Here is a 13,747-nt window from a genome sequence, read left to right as displayed (position 1 = left end):
TGCCCGCTCCACTTGCCCGCTCCACTTGGTGGCGCCGGCGCCCGACGGGGAGCCGCACCGCGTCGGCGGCGAACCGGGGCCGCTGGGCGACGGCTCGCCGGCCGGCACCGCCGCCCATTTCGGGCTGCGCACGGCGAGCGGCGGGGCGCCGTTCGCCGCGAACCGCCCGTGCCGGCCGAGCCCGCGCCCCCCGCGCGCCCGGCGGGTGGAGCGCCCGCGGGCCGCCGGACCCCCGAAGGCGCGCGACCGCTCGGCGATCACCGGAGCGATCGCCGCCGGACCGGCGGCCCCTCTCTCTCCCGAGCGGTCTCGTTGACTTGTCGGCCCAACGGTCCTATGTGAGAGCCGTCCGAGGGCTGCCTTGCCCTTCTCGTTTCCGTCCGAGGTTTTTCATGTTCGGTGCTCTCGCCCGCAAGTTCTTCGGCACCGCCAACACGCGCGTCGTCAAGGCCCTGCACAAGCCGGTCCAGCAGATCAACGCGCTGGAACCCGAGCTGACGAAACTCTCCGACGACGAGCTGCGCGACCGCACCCGCCGGCTGCGCGAGCGCCTGAACAACGGCGAGACCCTCGACGACGTCCTGCCCGACGCCTTCGCCACCGTGCGCGAGGCGGCGCGGCGCGTGCTCGGCCAGCGCCATTTCGATGTGCAGCTCATGGGCGGGATGGTGCTGCACCAGGGCCGCATCGCCGAGATGAAGACGGGCGAAGGCAAGACCCTGGTCGCCACCCTCCCCGTCTACCTCAACGCCCTGCAGGGCAAGGGCGTCCACGTCGTGACGGTGAACGACTACCTGGCCAAGCGCGACAGCGAGTGGATGGGCCGCGTCTACCGCTTCCTCGGCCTCACGGTGGGTTGCATCGTCCACGGCCTGACCGACGACGAGCGCCGCGCCGCCTACGACAGCGACATCACCTACGGCACCAACAACGAGTTCGGCTTCGACTATCTGCGCGACAACATGAAGTTCCGCGCCGAGGATCTGGTGCAGCGGCCCTTCAACTACGCCATCGTCGACGAGGTCGACTCGATCCTGGTCGACGAGGCGCGCACGCCGCTCATCATCTCCGGCCCGTCCACCGATTCCTCGGAGATGTACGTCCAGGTCGACGCCCTGATGGCGAAGCTGACCGCCGAGGACTACGAGAAGGACGAGAAGCAGCGCGCCGTCTCGCTGACCGAGGCCGGTCAGGAGCACATGGAGGAGCTGCTGAAGGAGGCCGGCCTGCTGAAGGTGGGCGGCCTCTACGACATCCAGAACGTGGCGCTGGTCCACCACGCCCAGCAGGCGCTGCGCGCCCACACCCTGTTCCAGCGCGACAAGGACTACATCGTCAAGGACGACAAGGTCATCATCATCGACGAGTTCACCGGCCGCATGATGGAGGGCCGGCGCTACTCCGAGGGCCTGCACCAGGCGCTGGAGGCCAAGGAGAAGGTGGAGATCCAGCGCGAGAACCAGACGCTGGCGTCGATCACCTTCCAGAACTACTTCCGCCTCTATCCCAAGCTGTCGGGCATGACCGGCACGGCGATGACCGAGGCGGCGGAGTTCGCCGAGATCTACGGGCTGGAGGTGGTGGAGATCCCCACCAACGTGCCGGTCCAGCGCAAGGACGAGGACGACGAGGTCTACCGGACGGCGCAGGAGAAGTACAACGCCATCGTCGAGCTGATCGAGGAGTGCCGGACCCGCCAGCAGCCCCTGCTGATCGGCACCACGTCGATCGAGAAGTCCGAGCTGCTGTCGGCCTTCCTCAAGAAGAAGAACATCCCGCACAACGTCCTCAACGCCCGCCACCACGAGCAGGAGGCCTACATCGTCGCCCAGGCCGGCCGGCCCGGCGCGGTGACGGTGGCCACCAACATGGCCGGCCGCGGCACCGACATCCAGCTCGGCGGCAACGTCGAAATGCGCGTCGCCACCGAGCTGGCCGACCTGCCCGAGGGGCCGGAGCGCGAGGCGCGGGTCGCCCGCATCCGCCAGGAGGTCGAGGCCGCCCGCGAGGTCGTGAAGAAGGCCGGCGGTCTCTACGTCATCTCCACCGAGCGGCACGAGAGCCGGCGCATCGACAACCAGCTGCGCGGCCGCTCGGGCCGCCAGGGCGATCCCGGCGCGTCGAAGTTCTTCCTGTCGCTGCAGGACGACCTGATGCGCATCTTCGGCTCCGACCGCATGGACGGCATGCTGCAGCGCCTCGGCCTCAAGGAGGGCGAGGCGATCGTCCATCCCTGGATCAACAAGGCCCTGGAGAAGGCGCAGCAGAAGGTCGAGGCGCACCACTTCGAGATCCGCAAGAACCTGCTCAAGTTCGACAACGTGATGAACGACCAGCGCAAGGTGGTCTACGAGCAGCGCCGCGAGATCATGGAGACGGACGACATCGGCGACTCGATCAAGGCGATGCGACACCAGGTGGTGCAGGAGATGGTGACGGCGCGCATCCCGCCCAACTCCTACCCCGAGCAGTGGGACATGGCCGGCCTGCACGAGGAGATCAACCGCGTGCTCGCCCTCGACCTGCCGGTCGCCGACTGGGCCAAGGAGGAGGGCATCGCCGAGCCGGAGATCGAGGAGCGCGTCCGCGACTCCGCCGACCGCAAGTACGCCCAGAAGGTGGCGGACTACGGGCCGGAGACCATGCGGCACGTGGAGAAGAGCCTGCTGCTGCAGATCCTCGATCAGGAGTGGAAGGACCACCTGCTCCAGCTCGACCACCTGCGCCAGGGCATCTCGCTGCGCGCCTACGCCCAGCGCGACCCGCTGAACGAGTACAAGCGCGAGGCGTTCGAGCTGTTCGAGAGCATGCTCGCCCACCTGCGCGAGCAGACCACCGCGGTGCTGATGCACGTCGAGATCCGCATGGCGCCGCAGGCGGCCGACCTGTTCGCCCGCCCCCAGCCGGAGATGCACGAGGGCCGCGACGATCCCGCCCTGGCCATGGCGGGCGCCGAGATGGCGGCCGAAGGGCACGAGAACGCGCCGCTGCCCGACGGCATGGTCCGCCGCAGCGCCGGCGCCGCCGCGATGGCCCCGGCCCTGGGCGCCGCGGCCGGCGACGAGTGGGCGCGCACGCCGCGCAACGCCGCCTGCCCCTGCGGTTCGGGCAAGAAGTACAAGCACTGCCACGGCAAGGTGGAGTGACGCGGGAGCCCCCTCCCGCCGCGGCCGCGGTGAGCGGGGGGAACCGGGCGGGAACTTGGCCGTTGTCCTGGCCGAGCGCAGGAGGCTTGGCATGTGGCAGGAGTTCCGCACCTTCGTCAGCCGCGGCAACGTGGTGGATCTGGCGGTGGGCATCGTCATCGGCGCGGCGTTCACCGGCATCGTCAATTCGCTGGTGAAGGATGTGCTGACTCCGCCGCTCGGCTGGATCATGGGCGGGCTGGACTTCTCCAACTACTACATCAACCTGTCCGGCGGCGCCTACGAGAGCCTCGCCGCGGCGGAGGCGGCGGGGGCGGCCACCATCAACTACGGCCGCTTCCTCAACGCCGTGATCAACTTCTTCATCGTCTCCGCCGCGCTGTTCGTCGTCGTCAAGCAGGTCAACCGCCTCCACGGCCACCAGGCCGCCAAGCCGACGCCGCCGCCCGCCCCGCCGCGCGACGAAGTGCTGCTGGGCGAGATCCGCGACCTGCTGCGCGACCGTCTGCACGCCCCCGGCGACCGGCCGCCGTCCCCCTGACCGGGCTGCGGCGTGGTGTCCGCCCGTCGCGGACTCCCGCGGCGGCGCCGATCCCTCTATACTGGAAGGCGATCCTCGCGATGGAAGGCCGCATCATGGACAGCCGCGGCCACCGCAAAGAGACGTCGCCGACACGCCTGCTGGTGGCGGTGGTCGGCGTCCTGGCGACGCTGGCCGGCCTCGGCTTCGGCGGCGTGATCGCCGTCGAGCGCTACGCCGAGCGCCGCGCGGTGGTCGCCCGCATGGGCCCGCGGCCGCCGGTCGCCTCCCTGCCCGCCTGGGAATTCGAGCTGGGCGGCCGGCGGTCCCTCGACCTCAAGGTCTCGCTCGAACTGGCGCCGCGCACCGATCCCGGCTTCGCCGACGACGTGATCGAACGGATCGGCGACCGCCTCTACGACGACATCCGCGACTACGGCGAGGCGGGCCTGCTCGGGCCGGGGTCGGCGGAGCGGGTCAAGGACTCGGTCGCCGACGCGGTGCACCGCGAGACCGGCCGCAACGTCGTCCGCCGCGTGCTGATCGAACGCATGGTGGTCAAGTAGGCGGCCCGGGCGGTCCCGCCCCGGTGACTCCTTACGGACTGGCGCCGGCCGATGGTACAATGCCGCCGCTTCTTCGGACCCCGTGGACACGCGATGGCAACCCACCCCATGCCGACGGCGGTCGGCCTGAAACGTCCGGTCGGGCGCGGTCGCCGGATCGCCCTCGCCACCCTGTCGATCCTGCTGGCCGCCGGCGTCGCGATCCTCGCCTGGAACGACGTGCCGTCCACCATTCCGGCGGCGGACCGCGGGGCCGCGGCGGCCCTGATGACGGCGGCGCTGCCCGGCTGGTCCGGCTTCGCCGCCCCGGACGGCTTCGCGGCCGAAATCGCCCTGGTCACGGCGGTCCAGGACGCGGTGCTGGGCGCCGCGCCGATCGACCGGGGTCTGCCGCTGGGCGGCAGCCGTGACCTCGCCGACGTGGTGGCCGCGGGATATGGGCTGTGCTACGACCGCAGCCGGGCCATAGAGACCGTCCTGCGTCTGCACGGCATGGCGACCCGGCACGTGGCGGTCTACAGCATGGCGGAGGCGGGCTCGGCGTGGCGGGCGCTGATGACGTCGGGGACCGCGTCCCATGCCGTGACGGAGGTTTTGACCGAGCGGGGCTGGCTGGTCGTCGATTCCAACGCACGCTGGATCGCGCTGACCGCCGACGGCCGCCCCCTCGACATGCCGGCGCTGCGGCGGACGACCGGCACCGCCTGGGCAAAGCCGGGCATGGCGCCGATCAACCCGATCTTCACCGGGCCGTTCACCTGGGTCTACGGCCTGTACAGCCGGCACGGCCGCTTCTATCCCCCCTACACGCCGGTGCCCGACGTCGATTGGGCGGAGTTCTCCCACAATTTCCGCTGACCCCCGTTCCCCTCCGCGGCGCGCGCCGGATCGTCGGCCGCGGGCCGCGCCGCGGTGACCGTCACCAGGGCGGTCAGCGCGATGCCGCAGAGCCACCAGGTCTGCCAGGCGCCATAGGCGGCGACGGCGATCGCGACCGTCGCCCCGGCCGCCGCGAGGGCGTAGCGCTGCGCCAGCGCGTCGAGCCGACGGGTGGCGGCACGATGCCGCCGCGCGGCAGCCGCGGCCGCTGCCGAACGCGACGATGGCGAGAGCCCTATCGATTGCCGACATCCCTTCACATCCATTCCGTGGCGACCGCGTCACGGCCACCGATCGCTCACAGCCCCTGCATCGCCACCATCAGCAGCCCGACCAGCAGCACCAGCAGCAGGTCGGCCAGCGCCGTCAGCGCCAACGCCCGGTCGATGTCGGCCGGCACGGCCCGCGCCCGGCCACCGCCGATCCACGGCTCGCTGACGGTCACGCCGCCGTCGCGGAACGGCCCGACGAGCGCCAGCCCGAGGGCGCCGGCGGTGGCGGCGAGCGGCCAGCCCATGTTGAGGGACGGGTGCCGGCGGGCGTCGCGCAGCACCGTGGTGGCGGCGCCGCGCAGGCTGGCGGTGGCGACGAAGGGGCTCGCCAGGACCAGCAGCAGCCCGGCCAGCCGGGCCGGCAGGGCGTTCAGCGCGTCGTCCATCCGCGCCGCGGTGAGGCCGAAGCGTTGATGGCGCACGCCGGCGTGCCCCACCGCCCGGTCGGCCCCGTCCACCGCGGCCCAGGCCAGCAATCCCGGCACCCCCAGCAGCACGTACCAGAAGGCCGGCGCCACCGCCTTGCGGTCGAACGCCTTGGCCAGATGCTCGACGGCGGCGCGGACGACGCCGTGGGCGTCCAGGGCGTGGACGGGCCGCCGCGTCAGCCCGGCCAGCGCCTCGCGCCCGGCGGCGAGGCCCGGCCCGTCGAGGGCCCGACGCACCGCCCGCGCCCGCGTCCAGGCGGCCCGCCCGCGCACCACCGCCAGCAGCACCGCCAGTTCGAGCAGCCAGCCGCCGTTGGCGGCACCGCTCAGCCACTCCACCACGAGGCCGGCCGCCGCGGCGGCGAGCAGCAGCGCCAGCACCACCAGCGCGCCGCGCACGAGCCGCGTCGCGGCGCCGCGTTCCGGACGATTGAGGCGGCGGTCGAGGACGCCGCACAGGCGCGCCGACAGGCCGGCCGGATCCGGCAGCAGACGGCCGACCCAGTCGCCCGCCGCCGCGTCGATGGCGAGCGCCAGCAGCAACAGGAAGACCGGCCCGGGGCCGCCGAAGACGGTGGCGATCATGGCCGGAGGCCGGTCAGTGCGCGCCAGCCTTGCGCAGCGTGGCGACGATCCGGCCGTTGCGCCCCTCCTCGGCCCAGGACAGCGCGCTGCGGCCGGTGAAGTCGGCCTTGTCGACGCTGGCGCCGTGCTTCAGCAGCCGGTCGACGACATCGACCGCGCCGGCCCGGGCCGCCGCCATCAGCGGCGTCATGCCCTGGCGGTTCTCCTGGTCGACACGGGCGCCGTGCGCGATCAGCAGTTCGACCAGATCGGCGTTGCCCTGGGTCGCCGCCCAGTAGAGCGCGCTGTTGCCGACCGGGTCGACGCGGCTGGTGGTCGCCCGGTTCTCCAGCAGCGCGGTGGCGATGTCGATCCGCTCGCTCTGCACGGCGACGATCAGCGGGGTCTTGCCGCCGGCGCCGACGCCGTTCGGATTGGCACCGCGCAGCAGCAACTGGCGCACCGTCTTGATGTCACCGGTCTCCACCGCCTTGTACAGGTCGGGTCCGGTGAACAGCGTCACGTCCGCGCGCGCCGGCCCGGCCGCCGCCAACGTCAAAAGGCCGAGCGCCAACGCGCTGGCCGCAATCCGTCGTTTCACGTAACCCCCCTTCGCCAATCCGCCGTCCGCCGCGGTGGCGCTCCCGCGGACGGCGGGCGCATAGTAGCGGCAACCGCGGCCGCTGACCAGACGGCCACCCGCGGCCCCCGCCACCATCCGGCGCCCCGCCATGATGCGCAACCCGCTCGTCCGCCACGTCGCGCTCGTCCTCGCCGCGAAGGCCCTGCTGATCGGGCTGGGTCTGTGGTGGTTCCTGGCCGGCCTGCCGGAGCCGCGCGGCGTCGTGCCGGCCCCCGCCGTCACGGCGCCGGGCGGGCGCCGGCGGCCGGGAACTTCCGCACCGGCCCCCCGTTTCCCTGTGCGGAAACGGAGGACGCGATGACGCACCAGACCGATACCGGCCGGGAGCGGGCCACGCGAGGCGTGGTCCGTGAGGCCGTGGGAATCTTCGACAGCGCCGAGGCGCTGCAACGCGCCGTCGACGAACTGTCGCTGGCCGGGTTCGATCGCTCCGAGCTGAGCCTCATGGCCAACAACCAGACCATCGAAGGCACGCTGGGCCGCGTGCCGCGCAGCGTCGACGAGGCCAAGCACGACCCCGACGCGCCGCGCCAGTCGTTCGTGGCGCCCGAGGACGAGGGCGACGCCCGCGGCGTGGCCATCGGCGTGCCGGCCTATGTCGGCGCCATCATCGCCACCGGGGCCGTGGTCGCCACCGGCGGCACCGCGCTGGCGGCGGCGCTCGCCGCCGCGGCCGCCGGGGTGGGCGGCGGCGCCGTCGGCAGCGTGCTCTCGCAATGGCTGACCGACAAGCGCAACGAGCCGCTGCGCCAGCATCTGGACAAGGGCGGCATCCTGCTGTGGGTCAACCTGCGCGACGCCACCCAGGAGGCGCAGGCGCGGACGATCCTCGGCCGCCACGGCGCCCGGCCCGTGGAGGTGCACGAGGTGCCGCAGTCGGGCGCCGACTGAGCCTTCATTGACCCACGTCATGGGCAAGGGGCCGTCCACACGCCACATTGCCCGGGTCCCTGACCCGGAGGATGCCCGTGGACGCCCCGTCCGTGCTCTCCCTGCTCGAAGCCGGCCTCGGCCAGTGCGCTCTCGTCGTCGACCGTGACGGCGGCCTGCTGCTGGCCTTGCTGACCGCCGGGCTGGTCGGCGGCGCCACCCACTGCGTCGGCATGTGCGGACCGTTCGTGCTGGCCCAGGTCGGTGCCCGGCTGGAGCGGGTGCCGGCGGCGCGCATGAGCGAGTTCCACCGGCTGGCCGGCGCGGCGGCGCTGCCGTACCATCTCGGCCGCGCCACCACCTACGCCGGCATCGGCGCCGCCGCCGCCGCGGTGGCCGGCCATGTCGGCGCGCTGCCCGGCCTGAAGTGGCTGTCGGTGGCGCTGCTCGCCTTCGCCGCCTTGTTCTTCCTGGCCTACGCCCTGCGCGGGGTGGCGGCGCTGCTGCCGCACCTCGACAGCCCGCTGCAGCGGCGCTGGGGGGAGTGGGTGGCCGGGCGCGCCCGGCCGCTGTTCGGCAACCCGGTGGGCTGGCGCGGCTACGCGCTGGGCCTGGCGCTGGGCTTCATCCCCTGCGGCCTGCTGTACGGCGCCGTCGCCGTCGCCGCGGCGAGCGGCAACGCCCTGACCGGCGCCGTCGGCATGGCCGCCTTCGCGCTGGGCACCCTGCCCAGCCTGCTGGCGGTCGGCCTCGCCGGCCATCTGGCGGCGCGCGCCTGGCGCAGCGCCGTCGCCCACGCCGCCCCGCTGATCATGGCGGTCAACGCCGCCGTGCTGGGCTGGATGGCGTGGAGCCTGGTGTAGGGCGCGGCCGCAAGGCCGCTCAGCCGCAGCCGCCCTTCAGCGCGTCGCCCAGGCGATGGGTGGCGCTGCCCGGCTTCAGCGGCTGCTGCTGGCTCTCGTGCGGCGCCCACCCCGCGAGGTAGAGCACCTGGAAGGTCGCGGGGATGCGGCCGTCCGGCTCGGCGAACCGCTCGGCGTAGAGGCGCGCCGCCTCCAGGATCATCTCGCGCCGCGCCGGCACCCGGCGCCGCGCCAGGACCGCGTTCGTCTCTCCCATGCCGCGCAGGTCGCGCATCAGCGCCAACGCGTCACCGTAGGTGACCGTCAAGGTGTCGGTGTCGACCACCGGGAGGGCGAAGCCGGCGCGCTGCAGCAGGCCGCCGGCGTCGCGCACCTCGGCGAACGGCGACACGCGCGGGCTGAATCCCCCGCACACCGTCTGCTCCGCCTCGTACAGGCACTGGCGCAGCTCGACGAGCGTCTCGCCGCCCAGCATGGCGGCGCAGAAGAAGCCGTCGGGCCTGAGCGCCCGGCGCACCTGGATCAGCGCGCCCGGCAGGTCGTTGACCCAGTGCAGGTCGAGGTTGGACACCACCAGGTCGAACGACGCTTCGGCGAACGGCAGGAATTCGCCGTCGGCCACCACGGCCGGCACACCGGCGCGGCGCGCCAGAGCCTCCGACAGCTCGCAGGCGACCAGCGAGTCGATGCCCTTGCGCCCGGCCAGCGCCCGGCCGAGGACGCCGTCGCGGCTGCCGAGGTCGAGGGCACGGGGGAAGTCGCGCGACACGTCGTCGAGCCGGTCGGCGAGGCGCTCGGCGACCTCCTCGAACAGGAAGGCGTGCCCGGCGAAGCCGGGGGCGGCACGGTCGCGGCGGCGGCGGACGAGCGTGCGGTCGAAGACGGTCATGGAATCGGTCATGGCCGGAACTATAGCCCGATGCCGCACCCCCACAAGGAGTCTTGTCCGCGCGACGGGCGTCCCGCCCGGCACCTCAGGAACGGCGCAGCCAGGCGACGGTCTCGGCCGCCGGCATCGGCCGGGCGATGTGGTAGCCCTGGGCGAGGTCGCAGCCGAGCTCGCGCACCACCGCCAGGACCTCGGCGGATTCGATGCCCTCGGCGCAGGCGGTCATGCCCAGCGCGTGGGCGAGGTCGATCGCCGCCTTGACGATCATGCGCGACTGGCCGGAGGTCGCGCAGTCGGCCACCAGCAGGCGGTCGACCTTCAGCTCGGAGAAGGGCAGACGCTGCAGCTGGACCAGCGACGAATAGCCGGTGCCGAAATCGTCGATCGCCAGGCGGAAACCCTTCAGGCGCAGCCGCGTCAGGATGTCCATGGCCTTGATGGGATCGGTCATGGCGACGGTTTCCGTCAGCTCGATGACGATGGCGTCAGGCGCCACCCCGGCCTGGCGGACGCGGGCGACCAGCCGGTCGGCGAAGGCGGCGGCGTGCAGGTTCGCCGCCGAGATGTTGAGCGCCAGCGTCGTCCGGAACCCGGCGTCGCGCCACGCCTGGACCTGCGTCAGCGCCTGGTCGACGACGGTGTCGGTCAGGTCGTCCATCAGCGCCAGCGTCTCCGCGAGCGGCAGGAACGCGTCCGGCGGCAGCACGCCGCGCTGCGGGTGGCGCCAGCGCAGCAGCGCCTCGAAGCCGGCGGTGCGCGGGCGGCCGTCCGGCGCCGGCGGTTCGACCAGGGTGACCTTGGGCTGGTAGACCAGCTCGAACTCGCCGGCGGCGATGGCCCGCCGCAGCGCCGCCTCGTCGATGACGTCCGCCGCCCGCCCGATGCCGTCGAGCACCCGCCGCAGCTCCTGGACGCGCACCGGCTTCTGCACCATCGCCGCGATGTCGAGGCCGCTGCCGACGCCGAGGTGCCGCGCCGCCTCGATGATCCTCTGGTCGACCCCGCTCATCACGACGATGCGCGCCCGGCACCGGCGGTCGGCGAGGAAACGCAGCACCTCGACGCCGTCGGCGTCCGGCATGTGCAGGTCCAGCACGATGTGGGTCGGCCGCCAATCGGCCACCATGTCGTAGAAGTCGTCGACCTTGGTCACCGTGCCGACCTCGAAGCCGCACGACTTGGCAACCGTCGCCACGAAGGCGCAGACGGCCGCGTCGTCGTCAATGATGAGGAGGCGGTTCGACATCCCTTTCCCTTCAACCGTCGAGCGTCTGCCGCAGCAGCCGGGCGAGATCGACCCGGCGGTAGGGCTTGTTCAGTATCGGGAACGACCCGGCGTCGCCGGCCCGGCCGAGCGCCGCTTCGGTGAACCCGGAGGTGAGCGCCACCCTGAGGCCCGGCCAGCGGCGGCTCGCCTCGCGGGCCAGCCCGACCCCGTTGAGGTCGCCCGGCATCACCACGTCGGTGAACAGCAGGTCGATCCGTTCCCCGCCTTCCAGCAGGGCCAACCCGGCCGCCGCGTCGCCGGCGCACAGCACCCGGTAGCCGAGCTCGGAGAGCTGCTGGCGGACCATCGAGCGGACGGCCGCGTCGTCCTCCACCACCAGCACCGTCTCGCCGCCGCGGCCCAGGGGCGTCTCCGCCGGAGCCGCGGCGTCCGCCGCGCCGGCCTCGGCCGCGCCGACTCGCGGCAGGTAGAGCCGGAAGGTGGTGCCGTGGCCGAGTTCGCTGTAGACCGCGACGTGGCCGCCGGACTGCTTGACGAACCCGTAGACCATGGCGAGGCCGAGGCCGGTCCCCTGGTTCGCCGCCTTCGTGGTGAAGAAGGGCTCAAAGACGCGGGGCAACAGGTCGGGCGGGATGCCGGTTCCGGAATCGCTGACGTCGATGACGATGTAGTCGCCCGGCGCGATGTCCGGCCGGGTGCGGCTGAAGTCCGCGTCGACCGACTGGTTGCGCGTCTGCAACGTCAGCCGGCCGCCCTCGGGCATGGCGTCGCGGGCGTTCACCGCGAGATTGAGGATGGCGGAGTCGAGCTGGCCCGGATCCACCTTGGCCGACCACAGGTCGGCCGCCTCGAGGAAGCGGATCTCCACCTGCTCGCCGAGCGTGCGGGCCAGCAGCTTGACCACGCCGCGGATCAGCCGGTTGACGTCGACGGTCTCCGGGGCGAGCGGCTGGCGCCGGCTGAAGGCGAGGAGCCGGCGCGTCAGGTCGGCGCCGCGCAGGCTCGCCTGCAGCGCCGCGGCGACCAGCTCGGCGGTCTGCGGCCGGTCCTCGAGCTGCTCGCCGACGAGGTCGAGGTTGCCGATCACCACCGCCAGCATGTTGTTGAAGTCGTGGGCGATGCCGCCCGTCAGGTTGCCGATCGCCTCCATCTTCTGGGACTGGTGGAGCTGCTCCTCGATGCGCTTGCGCTCGCTCACGTCCTCGACGACCAGCACCGTCCCCTGCATGCAGCCGGTGGCGTCGGCGAGCGGCGCCGACGACACCCGCAGCGACACCGCGGCGCCGTCCTTGCGGCGTCCCGCGTGCTCGGCGTTGCGCACCACCTTGCCGGCGGCGAGCCAGCGGTGCACCGGATCGGCCGGCAGCGCCATCCTCAGCTCGGGCGGCAGGCCGGGCATCGGCCGGCCGACCGTCTCCGCTGCGGCGTGGCCGAAGATGGCCTCCGCGGCATAGTTCCAGGTCCGCACCAGACCGTCGTGGTCGACGGCGACGATGCCGACCGGCGACGCCTCGAGGATGGCGGAGATCGTCTGGTTGGCCTGACGGAACTCCTCGGTGGCCTGGCGGGCGGCGGTCTCGGCGTCCCGCCGCTCCTCCACCTCGGCCTGGAGTTCCCGGGTGCGTTCGCCGACCTTCCGTTCCATCTCCTCGTGGAGGAGGGCGCGCGCCAGGGCCGTGGCGATCTGGTTGCCGATGCCGGAGAAGGTCTGCAGCTCGTCGTCGGCGAACGGCGGCCCGTCGACGCCGACGAGATGCAGGAGGCCGATGACCGCCCCGTCGGCAAGCAGCGGAACACCGGCGTGGGCCCGTGCCTGGCCGGCACGCCCGGCGCCGGCCAGGCACGGGCAGCCGGTGAGGTCGGCGGCGGCGGCCGTGGCGCCGGCCAGCAGGCGCGCCGCGCACGGACACGCCGCGCCGCCGGCGGCAACGGCGGGGGCCGCGGGGCCGAGCGCGGCCAGCCGCTCGAAGCGGCCGTCGCGGCGCAGGTCGATCCAGCCGCCGCCGACGCCCGGCAGCTTCAGGGCACGGTCCAGCGCCACCGCGCCGACATCGGCGGCGCCGTGGCAGCGGTTCAATCCGTCGGCCAGGTGGTACAGGGCGTTCAGCGTGTCGTAGGAGCGCCTCAACGCCCTCTGCCGGTCCTCCAGCTCGTCGTAGAGGCGCATCGCCTGCTCGTAGGTGGAAATGAGCAGGTCGAGGATCTGCTGGCGGTCCGCCGTGATGAAGTGGCGCTGGCCCGCCAGCTCGATCTCGATGCCTTGCTGACGCGTGCCCGACTTGCGCAGCGCCAGGTTCGTCATCAGGTAGTTGACGCGCGCGGTCAGGAGATCGTCGTCGTAGGGCTTGACGATGAAGTTGTCGGCGCCGGCGTCGAGGCCCCGGAACACGTCGTGGGAACTCGACAGTTCGGTGACCAGGATGACCGGCGTGCTGCGCAGGGCGGGGTCCGACTTGACGGCGCGGCACAGGGCGTAGCCGTCCATCGCCGGCATGATGATGTCGCTGACCAGCAGGTCGGGCCGGTGCCGCCGCACCATGTCCAACGCCGCCGCGCCGTCGCCGGCGCACAGCACGCGGAATCCGCGCTGTTCCAGCAGATGGGCCAACTGCGCGGCCTGCGTCGGGCTGTCCTCGGCGATGAGCACGGTCGCCGCCGGCAACGCCCCCGATCCGCTGAGTTGGGGCATGGAGCACCTCGTTCCCGGCAACCTCCGGTAATCGTTCCCGGACACTCCCGCTACGCACGCCTTAGCGGTGGCGGGATCGGACTGTTACTACTTTCCACGAGCTCGGGCGAGTCCCGCTAGCCGTCCGATCCTCTTAGACGGGAATGCATATTCTGGCGGCCGACCGCCGCACGCCCTCGTCGTGACCGCC

The 13,747-nt window shown here is 72.8% G+C and carries 12 protein-coding genes; 6 read left to right on the top strand and 6 right to left on the bottom strand.

The annotated features are described in order from the left end of the window. Window positions 1-392 precede the first annotated feature (392 nt). The 4 genes from secA (at window position 393) to ACSBPG_RS08330 (ending at window position 5,090) form a co-directional block, all read left to right on the top strand. Window positions 393-3,146 carry a preprotein translocase subunit SecA gene (gene secA, locus ACSBPG_RS08345; protein WP_435536676.1) on the top strand — a complete coding sequence of 918 codons (2,754 nt, stop codon included), beginning with the start codon at window positions 393-395 and terminating at the stop codon, window positions 3,144-3,146. 91 nt (window positions 3,147-3,237) lie between these two features. After that, window positions 3,238-3,687 carry a large conductance mechanosensitive channel protein MscL gene (mscL, locus tag ACSBPG_RS08340; RefSeq protein ID WP_435536675.1) on the top strand — a complete coding sequence of 150 codons (450 nt, stop codon included), beginning with the start codon at window positions 3,238-3,240 and terminating at the stop codon, window positions 3,685-3,687. Between the two features lie 95 nt (window positions 3,688-3,782). After that, window positions 3,783-4,232 carry a flagellar basal body-associated FliL family protein gene (locus tag ACSBPG_RS08335; RefSeq protein WP_435536674.1) on the top strand — a complete coding sequence of 150 codons (450 nt, stop codon included), beginning with the start codon at window positions 3,783-3,785 and terminating at the stop codon, window positions 4,230-4,232. A 93-nt stretch (window positions 4,233-4,325) separates the two neighbouring features. Beyond that, a complete protein-coding gene (locus ACSBPG_RS08330; RefSeq protein ID WP_435536673.1) occupies window positions 4,326-5,090 on the top strand; it encodes a transglutaminase domain-containing protein in 765 nt (254 codons plus the stop codon). Here ACSBPG_RS08330 and ACSBPG_RS08325 read toward each other — a convergent pair. Genes ACSBPG_RS08325 through ACSBPG_RS08315 form a run of 3 tightly spaced genes read right to left on the bottom strand, consistent with a single transcriptional unit; the run spans window position 5,036 to window position 6,976 of the window. Then, window positions 5,036-5,377 (bottom strand): hypothetical protein, encoded by a 342-nt coding sequence (locus ACSBPG_RS08325; RefSeq protein ID WP_435536672.1) that lies wholly within the window; start codon window positions 5,375-5,377, stop codon window positions 5,036-5,038. The two genes, ACSBPG_RS08330 and ACSBPG_RS08325, sit on opposite strands and share 55 nt — an antisense overlap. Before the next feature lie 32 nt (window positions 5,378-5,409). Beyond that, entirely contained in the window at window positions 5,410-6,396 is a 987-nt protein-coding gene (locus tag ACSBPG_RS08320) for a cobalamin biosynthesis protein CobD/CbiB (RefSeq protein WP_435536671.1), read from the bottom strand. Window positions 6,397-6,409: 13 nt separating this feature from the next. Next, window positions 6,410-6,976 carry an ankyrin repeat domain-containing protein gene (locus tag ACSBPG_RS08315; protein WP_435536670.1) on the bottom strand — a complete coding sequence of 189 codons (567 nt, stop codon included), beginning with the start codon at window positions 6,974-6,976 and terminating at the stop codon, window positions 6,410-6,412. 339 nt (window positions 6,977-7,315) lie between these two features. Here ACSBPG_RS08315 and ACSBPG_RS08310 point away from each other — a divergent pair, with 339 nt between their 5' ends. Together ACSBPG_RS08310 and ACSBPG_RS08305 are read left to right on the top strand one after the other, a co-directional pair. After that, on the top strand, window positions 7,316-7,909 hold the full coding sequence (locus tag ACSBPG_RS08310) for a hypothetical protein (protein ID WP_435536669.1): 594 nt from the start codon (window positions 7,316-7,318) through the stop codon (window positions 7,907-7,909). A gap of 71 nt (window positions 7,910-7,980) precedes the next feature. Beyond that, the gene (locus ACSBPG_RS08305; RefSeq protein ID WP_435536668.1) at window positions 7,981-8,751 is read left to right on the top strand and encodes a sulfite exporter TauE/SafE family protein; all 771 of its coding nucleotides are present in this window, start codon (window positions 7,981-7,983) and stop codon (window positions 8,749-8,751) included. A 19-nt stretch (window positions 8,752-8,770) separates the two neighbouring features. Here ACSBPG_RS08305 and ACSBPG_RS08300 read toward each other — a convergent pair whose 3' ends face one another. From ACSBPG_RS08300 to ACSBPG_RS08290, 3 genes are all read right to left on the bottom strand, one after another. Continuing rightward, the gene (locus tag ACSBPG_RS08300; protein WP_435536667.1) at window positions 8,771-9,652 is read right to left on the bottom strand and encodes a methyltransferase domain-containing protein; all 882 of its coding nucleotides are present in this window, start codon (window positions 9,650-9,652) and stop codon (window positions 8,771-8,773) included. Between the two features lie 73 nt (window positions 9,653-9,725). Then, window positions 9,726-10,886, bottom strand: coding sequence for an EAL domain-containing response regulator (locus ACSBPG_RS08295; RefSeq protein WP_435536666.1), 1,161 nt, complete (start codon window positions 10,884-10,886; stop codon window positions 9,726-9,728). 10 nt (window positions 10,887-10,896) lie between these two features. Next, window positions 10,897-13,557 carry a response regulator gene (locus ACSBPG_RS08290; protein WP_435536665.1) on the bottom strand — a complete coding sequence of 887 codons (2,661 nt, stop codon included), beginning with the start codon at window positions 13,555-13,557 and terminating at the stop codon, window positions 10,897-10,899. Window positions 13,558-13,747 lie beyond the last annotated feature (190 nt).

It is taken from the genome of Azospirillum sp. ST 5-10 (assembly GCF_051225715.1).
Lineage (GTDB): Bacteria > Pseudomonadota > Alphaproteobacteria > Azospirillales > Azospirillaceae > Azospirillum.
This window is presented reverse-complemented; position numbering and strand designations above follow the sequence as displayed.

Excerpts from the sequence above, each read along its gene's own strand:
- ACSBPG_RS08335 (WP_435536674.1), top strand. The coding sequence starts at position 3,783 with ATGGACAGCCGCGGCCACCGCAAAGAGACGTCGCCGACACGCCTGCTG.
- ACSBPG_RS08300 (WP_435536667.1), bottom strand. The coding sequence starts at position 9,652 with ATGACCGATTCCATGACCGTCTTCGACCGCACGCTCGTCCGCCGCCGC.
- secA (WP_435536676.1), top strand. The coding sequence starts at position 393 with ATGTTCGGTGCTCTCGCCCGCAAGTTCTTCGGCACCGCCAACACGCGC.
- mscL (WP_435536675.1), top strand. The coding sequence starts at position 3,238 with ATGTGGCAGGAGTTCCGCACCTTCGTCAGCCGCGGCAACGTGGTGGAT.
- ACSBPG_RS08310 (WP_435536669.1), top strand. The coding sequence starts at position 7,316 with ATGACGCACCAGACCGATACCGGCCGGGAGCGGGCCACGCGAGGCGTG.
- ACSBPG_RS08290 (WP_435536665.1), bottom strand. The coding sequence starts at position 13,557 with ATGCCCCAACTCAGCGGATCGGGGGCGTTGCCGGCGGCGACCGTGCTC.
- ACSBPG_RS08330 (WP_435536673.1), top strand. The coding sequence starts at position 4,326 with ATGGCAACCCACCCCATGCCGACGGCGGTCGGCCTGAAACGTCCGGTC.
- ACSBPG_RS08320 (WP_435536671.1), bottom strand. The coding sequence starts at position 6,396 with ATGATCGCCACCGTCTTCGGCGGCCCCGGGCCGGTCTTCCTGTTGCTG.
- ACSBPG_RS08325 (WP_435536672.1), bottom strand. The coding sequence starts at position 5,377 with ATGGATGTGAAGGGATGTCGGCAATCGATAGGGCTCTCGCCATCGTCG.
- ACSBPG_RS08305 (WP_435536668.1), top strand. The coding sequence starts at position 7,981 with ATGCCCGTGGACGCCCCGTCCGTGCTCTCCCTGCTCGAAGCCGGCCTC.
- ACSBPG_RS08295 (WP_435536666.1), bottom strand. The coding sequence starts at position 10,886 with ATGTCGAACCGCCTCCTCATCATTGACGACGACGCGGCCGTCTGCGCC.